Raw genomic sequence first — 15,692 nt, 5'->3', positions numbered from 1 at the left:
CTCCTAATCGCTGGTGGTGACGCGTTCAATGCGTTTTTCAAAACTACCTTTGATCACGCGATTAACAAAAATACCTGGGGTATGAATTTGGCTTGGCTCAAGTTCACCCGGTTCAACAATTTCTTCTACTTCAGCAACGGTAATTTTACCCGCAGTCGCAGCCATTGGATTGAAGTTCATTGCAGTATGGCGAAACACTAAATTACCATAGCGGTCGGCTTTCCATGCTTTGACTATGGCAAACTCACCGGTAATTGATTCTTCTAAAATATAAGGGCGGCCAGCAAACTCTTTAACTTCTTTCCCCTCAGCAACCGGTGTACCGTAACCTGTCGCAGTATAAAACGCAGGAATGCCAGCACCGCCAGCGCGCATTTTTTCAGCTAAGGTACCTTGTGGGGTTAGCACCACGTCAATTTCGCCACTTAATAATTGTTGTTCAAACAGGGCGTTTTCACCGACATACGAGGCAATAATTTTTTTAATTTGTTTGTCATGTAATAAAATCCCTAAACCAAAATCATCGACACCGCAGTTATTTGAAACCACAGTGAGATCTTTAGTTTGTTTACGTTTGATTTCGCCAATTAACCCCTCAGGGATACCGCACAAACCAAAGCCACCAGCGATAATGGTGTCGCCATCTTTTAAACCTTCCATTGCAGCTTCATAACTTGAAACCACTTTATCGAAACCGGCCATGGGCCCACTCCTCATAATTATGTGTATGACTGCTGTTATTGCTCAGCAGCTTGATTTTTAAGGGCAAGGGAAACCTTGCTTACAGGTTGTTTGTTTAATGCACTACAAATAGCCCAACCGGCCTTAGCCAGTCTTTCTAAATCAATTCCATGCTCAATGCCAAGCCCTTGTAGTAAGTAAACCACATCTTCAGTGGCAACATTTCCTGACGCCCCCTTAGCATAAGGGCAACCGCCAAGGCCTGCAACTGCACTGTCAACCGTTGCTATACCTCGCTTTAGGGCAGTGTAAATATTTGTGAGCGCTTGCCCATAGGTGTCGTGAAAGTGAACAGCTAACAATGACTTATCAATATGTGCAAGTAGTAAGTCTAGTAGCTGATCGACTTTTTTGGCAGTGCCAACACCGATAGTGTCACCAAGACTAATTTCATAACAGCCAAGTGCTAACAGTTTTTCAGCAACAGCAAGCACTGCCCGAGGGTCAATATCACCTTCGTAAGGACAACCCAATACGCAGCTTACATAACCACGCACACGAATGTTGTGTGCCTTAGCAAACGCCATTACATCAGTAAAACGGGCAATACTTTCGTCAATCGAGCAGTTTATATTTTTTTGGCAAAACGACTCACTGGCTGCAGTGAATATGGCAAATTCTTTGATACCCACTGCATGGGCTGCTTCTGCACCTTTTAAATTTGGGGTCAGGGCGGTTAGATTGCAATTAGGTAACTCAAGCGCGCTAATAACCTCACTTGAATCGGCCATTTGTGGCACCCACTTGGGTGACACAAAGGCACCGGCTTCAATATCTTGAATACCAGCTGCTGCGAGGGCATTGATAAGCGCAACCTTGCTTTGGGTGCTCACTGCGCTTTCGTTTTGTAAGCCATCACGGGCGCCCACTTCAACAATACGTACATGGCTTGGCAGTTGGTTTGCTACAACATTACTCATCAGTTGTACTCTCATCAGTGACTATCGCCAACAGCGCACCATGGCTGACCAGTTCGCCTTCAGCAAAACAGTAACTTTGCAGTACGCCATCATGGGGGGCGGTGAGTGTATATTCCATTTTCATCGCTTCGATGATCACCACCGCATCACCTTTAGTGATTTGACTACCCACATCGACTAAATGCTTCACAACCGTGCCATTGAGCGGGGCTGCAAGCGGTAGCGCATCGCTTTCGTGCTCACTGACATAATGCTTATCAATAATGTCATAGCGGCTTTGTAGCGCCTTATACATCACTGTAATGGTGTTATCACGGGTATCTACATGAGATGTGTGTTTCTCACCATTTATAAATACACTGCAATGATTATTTTCAAGGTCGCCAGAGGTTGTATAGTCAACTTCATTAACGTGAATAATGTAACCATCAGCTGTTGCTGTCGCGGTGATCTGCTGCTGAGCCAATGGCACAGTAATGGTAGTTGCACTGTTGAGTTTAAAACCGGCTAAATTATCCCATGCTGAGTATTTACCTTGTTGCTTAAGCGTAGTTAAATAGCTAAATGCAGCAATAACTTGGCTAATATCACGGTGCTTTTGCTCCACTTCGATCAAGGCTTCACCTTGCTCTTCGATAAAGTGGGTATCAGGCGCGCCTTGTTTAAACGTAGGATGATTAGCAAGGGTATGTAAAAAGCTTACGTTGCAGCTAAAGCCCGCTAAATGAAACTGCTCAAGGGCCGTGCTTAAACGTGCTAAGGCGTGTTCGCGGCTATCATCGTGAACAATGAGTTTAGCGATCATTGGATCGTAAAACGGGCTAATTTCATCCCCTTGCATTACACCGGTATCAATGCGCACATACTCAGATTGAACTGGTATATACAAGCCGTTAATGGTGCCAGAGCAGGGAATAAAGTCATTACTGGGATCTTCGGCGTAAATACGCGCTTCAAAACTATGGCCGTGTAATTGAATATCGCTTTGCGTAAGCGGTAATGGCTGACCAGCTGCAATATTAATTTGCCAATTGACTAAATCAACGCCGGTGACCATTTCGGTCACTGGGTGCTCTACCTGTAAACGTGTGTTCATTTCCATAAAGAAGAACTCATCGCCACACAGTAAAAATTCCACCGTACCTGCACCGCGGTAGTTGATAGCAAGGGCACAACGTACCGCAGCTTCACCCATTTGCTTGCGTAACTCATCGCTTAAACCAGGCGCTGGGGCTTCTTCAATTACTTTTTGATGACGACGTTGCAATGAACAGTCTCGATCGCCTAAATACACACAGTTACCGTGATTATCTGCAAATACTTGTACTTCAACGTGACGCGGTTTGTTTACGTAACGCTCAAGTAGCACTAAGTCATTGCCAAAACCAGCTATAGCTTCACGTTGTGCGCCTTGCAGAGCACTGATAAAGTCTTTCGCATGCTCAACAATACGCATGCCTTTACCGCCACCGCCAAAGGCTGCTTTGATAAGCACTGGGTAACCAATTTTTTCAGCTTCAGCTTGTAAAAACTCAGGGTGTTGTTTATCGCCATAATAACCTGGCACTAACGGCACATTGGCCGCGGCCATGATTTCTTTGGCGCGGGTTTTTGAGCCCATGGCTTCGATGCTCGCCGCTGGTGGACCAATAAACGCAATGTTGTGTTGTTCACAGGCTTTGGCAAATTCACTGTTTTCAGATAAAAAGCCATAGCCTGGGTGAATGCAATCAACACCCGCATCCAGTGCTACTTTGAGGATCCTATCCGCTACTAAGTAGGAATCTTTACTCGGTGCTGCGCCAATATGGTAGGCTTCATCCGCTAATTTTACATGTTGTGCGTGCTTATCAGCATCTGAATACACGGCAACAGTGGTTAAACCCATTTGCTTGGCAGTGCGCATAACCCGACAGGCAATTTCACCACGGTTAGCAATAAGAATTTTTTGTAATGATTGTGTGCTCATGGTGATCCCTATTTCTGCCAATTTGGTGGGCGTTTTTCAAAAAAGGCCGTTAAGCCTTCTTGGCCTTCTTCAGATACGCGAATTTCAGCGATCCGCTCTGCGGTTAAATTAATGATTTGACCATTAATATCATGACCTGCCACATCGTTAATTAACTGTTTCGCAGCGCGTACGGCTACAGGGCCATTATCTAGTAAGGTTTCTAACAGTTGCTCAAGCGCCGTGTCTAACTTGCCGGTAACTTGATGAATTAGGCCTAACTGTTTCGCCGTATGGGCATCAAAAATTTCAGCGGTTAAAAAATAGCGCCGCGCCGCGCGCTCGCCAATTGCGCGGATCACATACGGGCTTATTACTGCTGGGATGAGCCCTAATTTGACTTCGCTTAAACAAAACTGCGCGTTGTCTTGGCAAATTGCAATATCGCAACAGGCAATCAAACCAAGTGCACCACCAAATGCCGCACCTTGTACTGCACAAATGGTCGGTAATGGGCTCGTCGCTAACACATGCATCAGCTTGGCAAGTTGCTTTGAATCAGCGAGGTTTTCGCTAAAATCATTGTTTGCCATAGATTTCATCCAATTAAGATCAGCGCCAGCAGAAAAATGCTCGCCTTCTGTTCTTAATACCAGTGCTCGTACGTCTAAGCTATTGGCGTGTTCAATACATTGAATAAGTTCTTTAATTACTTGCTCGTTAAAGGCATTGCGCTTTTCAGGGCGACTTAAAACGAGTACAGCCACATTTGATTTAGTTATTTGTAGTGTTACTGACATACTCAATTCCTTACATTCTAAAGACGCCGAATTGTGAATCACGTTGTGGTGCGTTGGCTGCAGCACTCAGTGCTAGGCCAAGTACGTTACGTGTATCAGCAGGGTCGATAATGCCATCATCCCAAAGCCTTGCACTGGCGTAATAAGGATGGCCTTGTTGCTCGTACTGGTCGATAATCGGCTGTTTAAACTCGCTGATCTGCTCATCAGTCATGCTTTGGCCTTTACGGGCTAAACCATCTTGCTTAACTTGCGCCATCACGCCTGCGGCTTGCTCGCCGCCCATCACAGAAATACGCGCATTAGGCCACATCCACATCATGGTTGGTTCAAACGCACGGCCACACATGCCATAATTACCGGCGCCATAAGAGCCGCCAATTAGTACGGTAAACTTAGGCACATCAGCACAGGATACTGCCATCACCATTTTCGCGCCGTGCTTCGCAATGCCTTCGGCTTCGTACTTTTTACCTACCATAAAGCCGGTAATATTTTGTAAAAACACCAGTGGAATTTTGCGCTGGGCACATAGTTGAATAAAGTGCGCGCCTTTTTGCGCTGATTCACTAAATAAAATGCCGTTGTTGGCAACAATACCAACCGGGTGACCATAAATTTTTGCAAAACCAGTCACTAAGGTATCGCCAAAGTAACGTTTAAATTCATCAAATGAAGAGTCATCCACGGTACGAGCTATTACTTCACGGACATCAAACGGCTTTTTAAGATCGGTGCCGACAATGCCGTATAATTCGTTAATGTCATAACGCGGTGCTTTTACTGGTTCAAGTAGTGGCGAAGTAGGGCGTTGATAATTAATTCGTTCAATACACTGGCGAGCAATTGATAGCGCATGAGCGTCATTTTCAGCGTAATGATCGGCAACACCGGATGTTTTACAGTGCACGTCGGCGCCGCCGAGCTCTTCAGCGGTGACTTCTTCACCCGTTGCTGCTTTAACCAGTGGTGGGCCGGCTAAAAAGATAGTGCCTTGCTCTTTGACGATAATACTTTCATCGGCCATCGCAGGGACATATGCACCGCCTGCGGTACATAACCCCATAACGACTGCAATTTGTGGAATGCCTTTACCTGACATACGTGCTTGGTTATAAAAAATACGCCCGAAATGCAGCTTGTCTGGAAACACATCATCTTGTTCAGGTAGGTTGGCACCGCCTGAATCAACCAAATAAATACAGGGTAGATGGCAACGCTCGGCGATATCTTGAGCACGCAAATGTTTTTTAACGGTTAATGGAAAATAGGTACCGCCCTTAACTGTGGCATCATTGGCGATGATCATACATTCAACGCCTTTAACACGGCCAATACCGGCAACTACACCGGCACATGGAATCGCTTGCTCATAAACACCAAAGGCGGCAAATTGTGAAATTTCTAAAAATGGTGAGCCTTCGTCAAGCAAAGTGCTAATACGCTCGCGAACGAACATTTTACCACGGCTTTCATGGCGCTCGATTAACGCTGCGCCACCACCTTGGCTGATCTCGCTTACTTTGTCGCGTAAATCATCCACTAAAGCCGCCATGTTTTTATGATTGTGTAAAAACTGTGGATCGTGAGGATTAACGCTTGATTTTAAAATTGTCATAGCGCTTATCCTTAACGGCTTTCAGTAAATAATTCGCGACCAATTAACATACGGCGAATCTCTGAAGTACCCGCACCGATTTCATAAAGCTTAGCGTCACGCAGTAAACGACCCGTCGCGTATTCGTTGATATAACCATTACCGCCAAGAATTTGAATGGCATCAAGCGCCATTTTGGTGGCCAGCTCTGCAGCATATAAAATAGCGCCAGCGGCATCTTTACGGGTGGTTTCACCACGGTCACAGGCACGAGCTACGGTGTACACGTATGAACGCGCCGCATTCATTTGCGTGTACATATCGGCAACTTTGCCTTGAATGAGCTGGAATTGACCAATTGGTGTGTCAAACTGCTTACGTTCATGAATATACGGCACCACAATATCCATACAGGCTTGCATAATACCCAGCGGGCCGGCAGCCAGTACAACGCGCTCGTAGTCAAGGCCACTCATTAGCACTTTTACGCCTTCGTTTAAATTACCAAGAATATTTTCTGCTGGTACTTCACAGTTTTCGAATACTAATTCACAGGTGTTTGAACCACGCATCCCCAGTTTGTCGAGTTTTTGTGCCGTTGAAAAACCTGGGAAACTGCTTTCAACAATAAACGCAGTAATGCCTTTGGCACCGGCGGTTAAATCAGTTTTTGCATAGATCACTAAAGTATGCGCATCTGGACCATTGGTGATCCACATTTTATTACCGTTTAAAATGTACTTATCGCCTTTTTTCTCGGCCTTAAGTTTCATAGAAACAACATCAGAGCCGGCGTTTGGCTCACTCATCGCAAGGGCACCAATGTGCTCACCACTAATTAATTTTGGTAAGTATTTTTCTTTTTGTGCTTGCGTACCATTACGATTAATTTGATTTACACACAGGTTTGAATGAGCACCATAACTTAAGCCAATCGAGGCACTCGCTCGGCTAATTTCTTCCATCGCGATAACATGCTCTAAATAACCTAAACCTGCACCACCTAGTTCTTCAGATACGGTCATACCTAATACACCCATTTCGCCAAGTTGTGGCCAAAGTTGATTAGGAAACGCATTATCAAGGTCGGTTTTCTCTGCTAAAGGGGCAATCTCTTGGCTGGCAAAGCTATTAACATGATCGCGGATCATATCTGCGGTTTCGCCAAGGCCAAAGTTCATTTCTTTATATAGTGAAATAGTGCTCATGATTCATTCCTGTGTGAGAGACTGTTAATGAATAGTCTTTTATTAATTGTTTAAAATGGGTTATTCATCTAATTGATTTAAGGTATCGCGACAACGACGCTCAGCGGTTACTAATTCCATCAACACAACTTTAATGTCATCCATCTGTTGACTGAGATCGGCTTTTTTTTCAGAAATTAAGTCAAGCATGGTCACTAACTGCTTCGCGCTCGATTTATCAGCATCATAAAGTTCAAACAAACGGCCTGTTTCGGCTAAGGTAAAACCTAAACGCTTACCACGTAAGATTAGTTTTAAACGTACTTTGTCACGTTTTGAATAAATACGGGTTTGGCCATTACGTTCGGGCGAAATTAAGCCCTGATCTTCGTAAAAGCGAATTGAGCGGGTGGTTATGTCAAATTCTTTAGCTAATTCACTGATGCTAAAGGTTTGCTCGTGACTGGCAGGCTCAGCGGCTGAGCTGGCAAAGTTTGTTTGATTATCTTGATTCATAGTCTAGTTACCTCATTCGAATAACTCCAATATAAGTGAAGTTTACGTAAAGGTAAAGTGGATAATAGCAGTTATACTTTAGACTAATACATTTGTGGCATAAAACAGATGACTTACCCGTATTTACAGGTGTTATAGCCCAGTGTTTGCAAATAGCTACGCTAAAATAAAGATAAGTTTACAGTTTTACTTGCCACAAAAATCTTGATTTTAGATTTACGTTGGCGTAAACGTAAATATTATGTATGCTCATAGACAAATCAAATTATAAATGACTTGGTGTAGCCCAAACAGTGGGGATCACACCTGATATTAAATGGAGCCTTTTTATGACTACCGAAGCCGTTGTTATTGTAGCAGCAAAACGTACCCCGATGGGCGGTTTTATGGGAGCACTAAGTGATGCATCAGCCACCGAGTTAGGTGCAACCGCCATTGCCAGTGCATTAGCCGGTACCGGTTTAAGTGATACCGCGATTGATGAAGTGATCATGGGCTGTGTACTACCGGCGGGTTTAGGCCAAGCGCCAGCACGTCAAGCGATGTTAAAAGCAGGGCTTGCGCGCAGCACCGGTGCCACCACCATTAATAAAGTGTGTGGCTCTGGATTGAAAGCGGCAATGCTTGCACACGACTTAATTAAAGCGGGTTCAATCAATAGCGCGGTTGCCGGTGGCATGGAAAGCATGACCAACTCGCCGTATTTTATTCCTAAAGCCCGTGGCGGTATGCGCATGGGCCACGGCGAAATAAAAGATCATATGATGAGTGATGGCCTAGAAGATGCCTACGATAACAAAGCGATGGGCTGTTTTGCTCAAGACACGGCTGATGAATACGGCATTGGCCGTGAACAAATGGACACCTTTGCACTGGGTTCATTAAGCAAAGCCAATGCGGCGATTGCAAACGGCAGTTTTACAAGCGAGATTGCTCCGCACACAATCAGCGGCCGTAAAGGCGATGTTACCATCAGTATTGATGAACAACCGGGCAATGCCCGTCCTGAAAAAATTCCAGGCCTGCGCGCTGCGTTTAAACGTGACGGCACCATTACCGCCGCTAATTCATCGTCAATTTCAGACGGTGGTGCCGCACTTATTTTAATGAGTGAAACCCATGCAAAAGCGCAAGGGCTAACACCACTGTGTCGTATTGTTGCTCACAGCACCCATTCACAAAAACCAAGTGAATTTACCCTTGCACCGGTAGGCGCTATGAATAGCTTACTTGAAAAAGCAGGCTGGACAACGAACGACGTTGACCTTTGGGAAATTAACGAAGCCTTTGCCATGGTGACTATGCTTGCTATCAACGAGTTAAAGCTTGATGAAAGCAAAGTTAACGTTAATGGCGGTGCCTGTGCACTAGGTCATCCAATTGGAGCAAGCGGCGCACGTATTTTAGTTACCCTAATACATGCATTGAAAAACCGCGGCCTTAAAAAAGGCGTGGCGTCATTATGTATTGGCGGTGGTGAAGCAGTCGCATTAGCGGTAGAAGCTATTTAAAGTTGCACTGTACAAATTAGTTAAATTTAAACTCTCACAGCCGCAGGCTCTTTCAACAATAACTACTGCGGCTTAATTAATTACCCTCTGGGGAGGAGTGCGTTATGCACCAAGTACCATTACTGATCAACGGCGAATTTATCCAATCAACATCAGATCAACTGATTGACGTTATTAATCCAGCAAACCAAGAAGTGCTTGCACAAGTACCTTGTACAACAGACGCAGAAATGGATGCCGCAATTGCATCAGCAAGCGAGACATTTAAAACCTGGAAAGACGTACCAATCACTGAGCGTGCGCGTATCATGATGAAGTACGCAGCGCTGTTAAAAGAGCATCACGATGAACTTGCCACCATTATTTGCCACGAGTTAGGTAAAACCTTTGAAGATGCTAAAGGTGACGTATGGCGTGGTATTGAAGTTGTTGAACAAGCAGCGAATGCCCCTTCATTAATGATGGGTGAGACCATGGAAAACGTGGCTCGTAAAATCGATACATACTCATACATGCAGCCTCTGGGTGTGTGTGCGGGTATTACGCCGTTTAACTTCCCTGCGATGATCCCATTATGGATGTTTCCGCTGGCGATTGTCTGCGGTAACACCTTCATTTTAAAACCATCAGAGCAAGATCCGCTTACACCAATGCGTTTAGCTGAGTTATTCATCGAAGCAGGTGCCCCAGCAGGTGTATTACAAGTTGTTCATGGTACTAAACCACAAGTTGATCGTTTATTAGAAGATCCAGCCATTCGTGCAATTTCGTTTGTAGGTTCATGTGGCGTAGGTGAATACATTTACTCTAAAGGCACAGCTAATTTAAAACGTGTACAAGCGTGTGTTGGTGCTAAGAACCACATGGTGATCATGCCTGATGCTAGTCGCTCACACGTTGTTAATAACCTTGTGGGTGCTTCTGTCGGTGCGGCAGGTCAGCGGTGTATGGGGATTTCAGTGGCGGTGTTTGTAGGTCAAGCGAAAGATTGGGTTGAAGATATTAAAGCCGGTTTTGCTAATGTTCGTCCAGGTGTATGGGATGACAAAGATGCAGCCTATGGCCCACAAACCTCAGCGGCAGCTAAAGCGCGTATTTTATCATTAATTGAAAGTGGTAAAGCGCAAGGCGCAACCTGCTTAATTGATGGTTCTGACTTTACTGTTGAAGGTTATGAGCAAGGTAACTGGGTTGGACCAACTCTGTTTAGCGATGTTACAACCGAGATGGACTTATACAAAGAAGAAATTTTTGGTCCAGTACTGGCGTGTATGTTTGTTGATTCGCTAGATGAAGCAATTGCCCTTATTAATGATTCACCATTTGGTAATGGTACGTCGTTATTTACTTCAAGCGGTGCCGCTGCGCGTAAATTCCAACACGAAATCGAAGTAGGCCAAGTTGGTATTAACGTACCAATTCCTGTGCCACTGCCATTCTTTTCGTTCACTGGTTGGAAAGGTTCTTTCTATGGCGATACTCACACATACGGTAAGCAAGGTATTCGTTTTTACACAGAGACAAAAACCATTACTTCACGTTGGTTTGAAGACGAGATTGCCTCAGGTCCAAACATGAGTATTAATCTTAAATAATTAGTTTCCCATAATAAAAAAGAGGGGTAACGAAGGCACTCCACACACATATTTGAGCCTTCGTTACTCTTCACTAATCTTTTGACAACACATATTTATAAAGAGGTCGCCAATGGACTTTAACTTAACTGAAGATCAACAAGCCTTTGCTGATACGGCGCGCCAATTTGCGCAATCAGAGCTTGCCCCTCATGCAGCAAAATGGGACCGAGAGCATATTTTTCCAAAAGATACCATTAAAGCTGCGGGTGAACTGGGTTTCTGTGGTTTGTATACCCCAGAGGAAGCAGGCGGTTTAGGCTTATCTCGCCTTGATTCGAGCATTATTTTTGAACAACTTGCGATGGGCTGTACTGCAACGACTGCGATGTTGACCATTCACAATATGGCGACCTGGATGATTGCAAGTTTTGGCACTGAGCAAACAAAAGCTCAATATTGCGAGCAACTTGTTATGGGTGAGCTACTAGCGTCTTATTGTTTAACAGAGCCAGGTTCAGGCTCCGATGCTGCCTCATTGAAAACCAAAGCGGTTCGTGATGGCGACGATTACGTGATCAATGGCTCAAAGATGTTTATCTCAGGCGCAGGCGAGACCGAAGTGTTAGTAGTAATGGCACGCACTGGCGGCGAAGGCGCTGCGGGTATTTCTGCGTTTGTAGTACCGGCCGATGCCAAAGGCGTTGAATACGGTAAAGCAGAAGAGAAAATGGGCTGGAATGCCCAGCCAACACGACTAATTAGTTTTGCAGATGTACGTATACCGGCGCATAACTTACTAGGCGCTGAGGGTGAAGGCTTTAAGTTTGCCATGCAAGGCCTTGATGGCGGGCGCATTAATATTGCAACCTGTTCAATTGGTACGGCGCAAGCGGCACTCGAAACTGCCCGAGAATACTTAAAAGAACGCACACAATTTGGTAAACCGTTGGCTGCTTTTCAAGCGCTGCAATTTAAAATTGCCGATATGAACACTGAGCTTGTCGCTGCACGGCAAATGGTGCGTTTAGCGGCTTTTAAACTTGATAATAATGACAGCGAAAAAACCACGTATTGCGCCATGGCAAAACGGTTTGCTACCGATGTTGGTTTTACAGTCTGTAACGACGCGCTGCAAATTCATGGCGGTTACGGCTACATTAAAGAATACCCACTTGAGCGCCATGTACGTGATGTGCGCGTACACCAAATTTTAGAAGGCACTAACGAAATTATGCGGGTGATTATTGCACGTCGTATTTTAGCCGAATCAGCCGCTGATATTTTATAAGGAGCAAGTCATGTCAAACCCAAGTATTGATTTAACCATTGAAGGTCACGTAGCGATTTTAACTATGTCTAACCCGCCAGCAAATACCTGGACCAAAGACACGTTAATTGCCTTAAAAAACACCGTTAATGAGCTTAACGACAACAAAAATATCTATTCGTTAGTGATCACCGGTGAAGGCGAAAAGTTTTTTAGTGCCGGTGCCGACTTAAATGTATTTGCCGGTGGCGATAAAGGCGTTGCCGCGACCATGTCGCAAGTGTTTGGTGAAGCGTTTGAAGCGCTGACTGCATTTAGAGGTGTGTCCATTGCCGCGATCAATGGTTATGCCATGGGTGGTGGTCTAGAAGTTGCCCTTGCTTGTGATATTCGTATTGCAGAAGAGCAAGCACAAATGGCTCTGCCTGAAGCTAAAGTAGGCTTACTCCCGTGTGCGGGTGGCACGCAAAACCTAGCTTGGCTAGTTGGTGAAGGTTGGGCAAAACGGATGATTTTATGCGGCGAACGCTTAAAAGCCGATAAAGCGCTGCAAATCGGTTTAGTTGAAGAACTGGTCCCACAAGGTGAAAGCCTTGCTGCGGCACTTAAATTAGCGACTCAAGTGGCAGATCAAAGTCCTGTTGCTGTTAGTGCTTGTAAAACCCTGATCCAAAAGGGCCGCACTCAGCCAATGGCGCATGTATTACCGCTTGAACGTGAGTTATTTGTTGGTTTGTTTGATACACAAGACCAACAAGAAGGGGTGAATGCCTTCCTAGAAAAACGCAAAGCAAATTGGGTGAACGGCTAATGGTTGAATTAACGCAATTAAATTCGCCAGATGCGCCGGTGGTGTTTGAAACTGCGAGCGCTGCCAACGGCTCACTCATTGGTTTTGCCACGCTCAATTCCCCTAAATCGTTAAATGCACTTAATTTTGAAATGATCAAATTATTAGCGCCACAACTTAACGCATGGGCGGCTGACAGTAATGTTGCCATGGTGATACTTAAAGGTGCAGGGGATAAAGCATTTTGTGCTGGTGGTGATGTAGTCAGCCTGCATAACGCGATGAACAGCGGTGAACCGACAAATCTGATCGAAGATTACTTTGCTCACGAGTATCGCCTTGATCACCTAATTCATTGTTATGACAAACCGATCCTTGTTTGGGGGAACGGTATTGTGATGGGCGGCGGCTTAGGCTTAATGGCCGGAGCGAGTCATCGCGTGGTAACTGAGAACTCACGTATTGCGATGCCTGAGCTAACCATTGGTTTATATCCAGATGTAGGCGGCAGTTATTTTCTACATAAAATGCCTGAACATGTCGGCTTATTTTTGGGGTTAACTGCAGCGTCTATTAATTGTGACGATGCAATGTATGTGGCATTGGCTGATCACTACCTCAAAGCGGATAAATACGACACTCTGATTGAGCAATTGTGCACCATTAAGTGGGGTAAAACGGCTTCATTGAATCACGATAAGCTGACCAGTTTACTTACCGAACTTGATAATGTTTCTGGGCGTATGCCAAAAGGCAATGTAAAGGCACATTTAGCCACCATTCAAAAATTGGGTGAATTTACGGAGCTACGCGATAAAGTAAATTATATCTTAAACCTAGAAACTGACGATACGTGGCTTACCCGAGCACAAAAAGCATTAAAGCACGGTTGCCCGCTCAGTTGCGCCTTAGTTGAGCGTCAACTTGCCAGTTCAAAAGGTAAAAGTTTAGGCGAATGTTTTCAAATGGAACTGGCTATGTCGGTGCGTTGTGGTGAAGTCGGCGAGTTCCAAGAAGGTATTCGTGCGCTACTAATTGATAAAGACGGCGCGCCTAATTGGCAGTTCAAAACGCTTGAACAGATCCCCGATGAATTAGTCGAGAGTTTTTTTGTTCAACGTTGGGATCACGACTCACACCCACTAAAACAACTTACACAAGGATAATGTTATGTCACTTTCTATTGGTTTTATTGGTTTAGGTAATATGGGTGGGCCAATGGCGGCAAACCTTGTTAAGGCTGGTCATCAGGTTAAAGTATTTGATTTAAACCAGTCGGTCGTAAATGCTTTGGCAAATAATGGCGCGATCGCCGCGAATGATGCTAAACATTGCGCAACGGATGTTGATGTATTGATCAGCATGCTACCGGCCAGTAAGCACGTTAAGTTGCTTTATTTAGGTGATACCGGTCTTGTCCATGTGTTAGCTAAAACCACATTGGTTATTGATTGCTCAACGATTGATGCTGCATCGGCGCGCGAAGTCGGTGCTGAACTTAGTGAACACGGTATTGCCTTTGTTGACGCGCCAGTGTCTGGTGGCGTTGCAGGTGCAACGGCTGGCACATTGACCTTTATTGTCGGTGGTGGCGATGAGCAATTTGCTAAGGCTCAACCAGTACTTGCTGATATGGGTAAAAATATCTTTCATGCCGGCGATATTGGCGCAGGGCAAGTCGCTAAAATTTGTAATAACATGCTGCTCAGCATTTTAATGGCAGGCACCAGTGAAGCGCTGCAAATGGGCATAAATAATGGCCTTGACGCAAAAGTGCTCAGCGATATTATGACCGCCAGCTCAGGCCGTAACTGGACTCTTGAGCTTTACAATCCTTGCCCAGGCGTAATGGACACAGCCCCGGCGAGTAATGATTACAAACCAGGTTTTATGGTTGATTTAATGGCTAAAGACTTAGGCCTTGCGATGGAAGCGGCGCAGCAAAGTAATTCATCAACCCCAATGGGTTCTATGGCAAAAAACCTTTATACCATGTTGCAACACCAAGGTGCGGGCAGCGAAGACTTTAGCGCCATATTTAAATTATTCTCGAAGGAGTAACAGGTGGAAATTAAAAATAATACCGTGGTGATCACCGGTGGTGCGCAAGGCTTAGGCTTTGCAATGGCGCATAAATTGGCTGAGCTTGGTGCTAATATCGCGTTAATTGATATGCAACAAGATTTATTAGATGCCGCCGTTGCTGAGCTTAGCCAACATGGTGTAACTGTAAAAGCCTATGTTGCCAATGTCACTGACGAAGATGCGGTGGTAAATACCTTCAATGCCATTAATGCAGATTTTGGTCATATTGGTGTATTGATAAATAATGCCGGTATTTTACGCGATGGTATGTTTATCAAAGCCAAAGAAGGTAAAGTGGTTGCTAAAATGGCTCTAGATCAATTTAAGTCAGTGATTGATGTAAACTTAACCGGTGTGTTTTTAGCGGGCCGTGAAGCGGCGTGTCATATGATTGAATCGGGTAAAGGCGGCGTGATAGTTAATATGTCGAGTGTTGCTCGTGCGGGTAACATTGGTCAAACTAACTACGCTGCGTCGAAAGCCGGTGTGGTAGCGATGACTACAGGTTGGGCAAAAGAGCTTGGCCGTTTTGGTATTCGTGTAGGTGCCATTGCACCGGGCGTTATTCGTACTAATATGACTGACGCTATGAAACCAGAAGCCAAGCAGCGTATGCTAGCAGTAACACCCGTAGGGCGCTTTGGTGAAGCGGATGAAATTGCACACACAGCTCAGTATATTATCGAAAACGACTTCTTCACCGGTCGCGTGGTTGAGATTGACGGCGGTATTCGTCTATAACCGAACACGTAT

General features: G+C 45.0%; 14 protein-coding genes. 7 read left to right on the top strand and 7 right to left on the bottom strand.

Features of this window, described 5'->3' with window-relative positions; all coding sequences use genetic code 11:
• Positions 1–3: 3 nt before the first annotated feature.
• From ACMVDV_RS04725 to ACMVDV_RS04695, 7 genes are read right to left on the bottom strand one after another with little or no spacing between them, the layout of a single operon-like run.
• Positions 4–702, bottom strand: a complete 699-nt coding sequence (locus ACMVDV_RS04725) for a CoA transferase subunit A (protein ID WP_064666190.1) — start codon at positions 700–702, stop codon at positions 4–6.
• 35 nt (positions 703–737) lie between these two features.
• Entirely contained in the window at positions 738–1,661 is a 924-nt protein-coding gene (locus ACMVDV_RS04720; RefSeq protein ID WP_304182364.1) for a hydroxymethylglutaryl-CoA lyase, read from the bottom strand.
• Positions 1,654–3,630 (bottom strand): acetyl/propionyl/methylcrotonyl-CoA carboxylase subunit alpha, encoded by a 1,977-nt coding sequence (locus ACMVDV_RS04715; RefSeq protein WP_304182363.1) that lies wholly within the window; start codon positions 3,628–3,630, stop codon positions 1,654–1,656. The genes ACMVDV_RS04720 and ACMVDV_RS04715 overlap by 8 nt, the downstream gene beginning before the upstream one ends.
• 8 nt (positions 3,631–3,638) lie before the next feature.
• Positions 3,639–4,409, bottom strand: a complete 771-nt coding sequence (locus ACMVDV_RS04710) for an enoyl-CoA hydratase/isomerase family protein (protein ID WP_392343683.1) — start codon at positions 4,407–4,409, stop codon at positions 3,639–3,641.
• 10 nt (positions 4,410–4,419) lie between these two features.
• A complete protein-coding gene (locus ACMVDV_RS04705) occupies positions 4,420–6,027 on the bottom strand; it encodes a carboxyl transferase domain-containing protein (protein WP_416157364.1) in 1,608 nt (535 codons plus the stop codon).
• Between the two features lie 11 nt (positions 6,028–6,038).
• The gene (locus ACMVDV_RS04700) at positions 6,039–7,214 is read right to left on the bottom strand and encodes an isovaleryl-CoA dehydrogenase (RefSeq protein WP_304182359.1); all 1,176 of its coding nucleotides are present in this window, start codon (positions 7,212–7,214) and stop codon (positions 6,039–6,041) included.
• A gap of 60 nt (positions 7,215–7,274) precedes the next feature.
• Positions 7,275–7,709 (bottom strand): MerR family transcriptional regulator, encoded by a 435-nt coding sequence (locus tag ACMVDV_RS04695; protein ID WP_016709690.1) that lies wholly within the window; start codon positions 7,707–7,709, stop codon positions 7,275–7,277.
• A 329-nt stretch (positions 7,710–8,038) separates the two neighbouring features.
• Here ACMVDV_RS04695 and ACMVDV_RS04690 point away from each other — a divergent pair, with 329 nt between their 5' ends.
• From ACMVDV_RS04690 to ACMVDV_RS04660, 7 genes are all read left to right on the top strand, one after another.
• Entirely contained in the window at positions 8,039–9,220 is a 1,182-nt protein-coding gene (locus ACMVDV_RS04690) for an acetyl-CoA C-acyltransferase (RefSeq protein WP_416157363.1), read from the top strand.
• Positions 9,221–9,324: 104 nt separating this feature from the next.
• A complete protein-coding gene (locus tag ACMVDV_RS04685; protein ID WP_416157362.1) occupies positions 9,325–10,815 on the top strand; it encodes a CoA-acylating methylmalonate-semialdehyde dehydrogenase in 1,491 nt (496 codons plus the stop codon).
• Positions 10,816–10,927: 112 nt separating this feature from the next.
• Positions 10,928–12,085: an acyl-CoA dehydrogenase family protein gene (locus ACMVDV_RS04680; RefSeq protein ID WP_416157361.1), complete on the top strand. Its 1,158-nt coding sequence runs from the start codon at positions 10,928–10,930 to the stop codon at positions 12,083–12,085.
• A gap of 10 nt (positions 12,086–12,095) precedes the next feature.
• Positions 12,096–12,875: an enoyl-CoA hydratase gene (locus tag ACMVDV_RS04675; protein ID WP_304182353.1), complete on the top strand. Its 780-nt coding sequence runs from the start codon at positions 12,096–12,098 to the stop codon at positions 12,873–12,875.
• On the top strand, positions 12,875–14,020 hold the full coding sequence (locus ACMVDV_RS04670; RefSeq protein ID WP_416157360.1) for an enoyl-CoA hydratase/isomerase family protein: 1,146 nt from the start codon (positions 12,875–12,877) through the stop codon (positions 14,018–14,020). Before ACMVDV_RS04675 ends, ACMVDV_RS04670 begins: the two co-directional genes overlap by 1 nt.
• A 4-nt stretch (positions 14,021–14,024) precedes the next feature.
• A complete protein-coding gene (gene mmsB, locus ACMVDV_RS04665) occupies positions 14,025–14,915 on the top strand; it encodes a 3-hydroxyisobutyrate dehydrogenase (RefSeq protein WP_416157359.1) in 891 nt (296 codons plus the stop codon).
• Between the two features lie 3 nt (positions 14,916–14,918).
• A complete protein-coding gene (locus tag ACMVDV_RS04660) occupies positions 14,919–15,680 on the top strand; it encodes an SDR family oxidoreductase (RefSeq protein ID WP_416157358.1) in 762 nt (253 codons plus the stop codon).
• Positions 15,681–15,692: the final 12 nt, after the last annotated feature.

Source organism: Pseudoalteromonas sp. ASV78 (assembly GCF_047806705.1).
GTDB lineage: Bacteria > Pseudomonadota > Gammaproteobacteria > Enterobacterales > Alteromonadaceae > Pseudoalteromonas > Pseudoalteromonas prydzensis_A.
The sequence above is the reverse complement of the archived record's forward strand: the minus strand, read 5'-3'. Positions and strand labels throughout refer to the sequence as shown.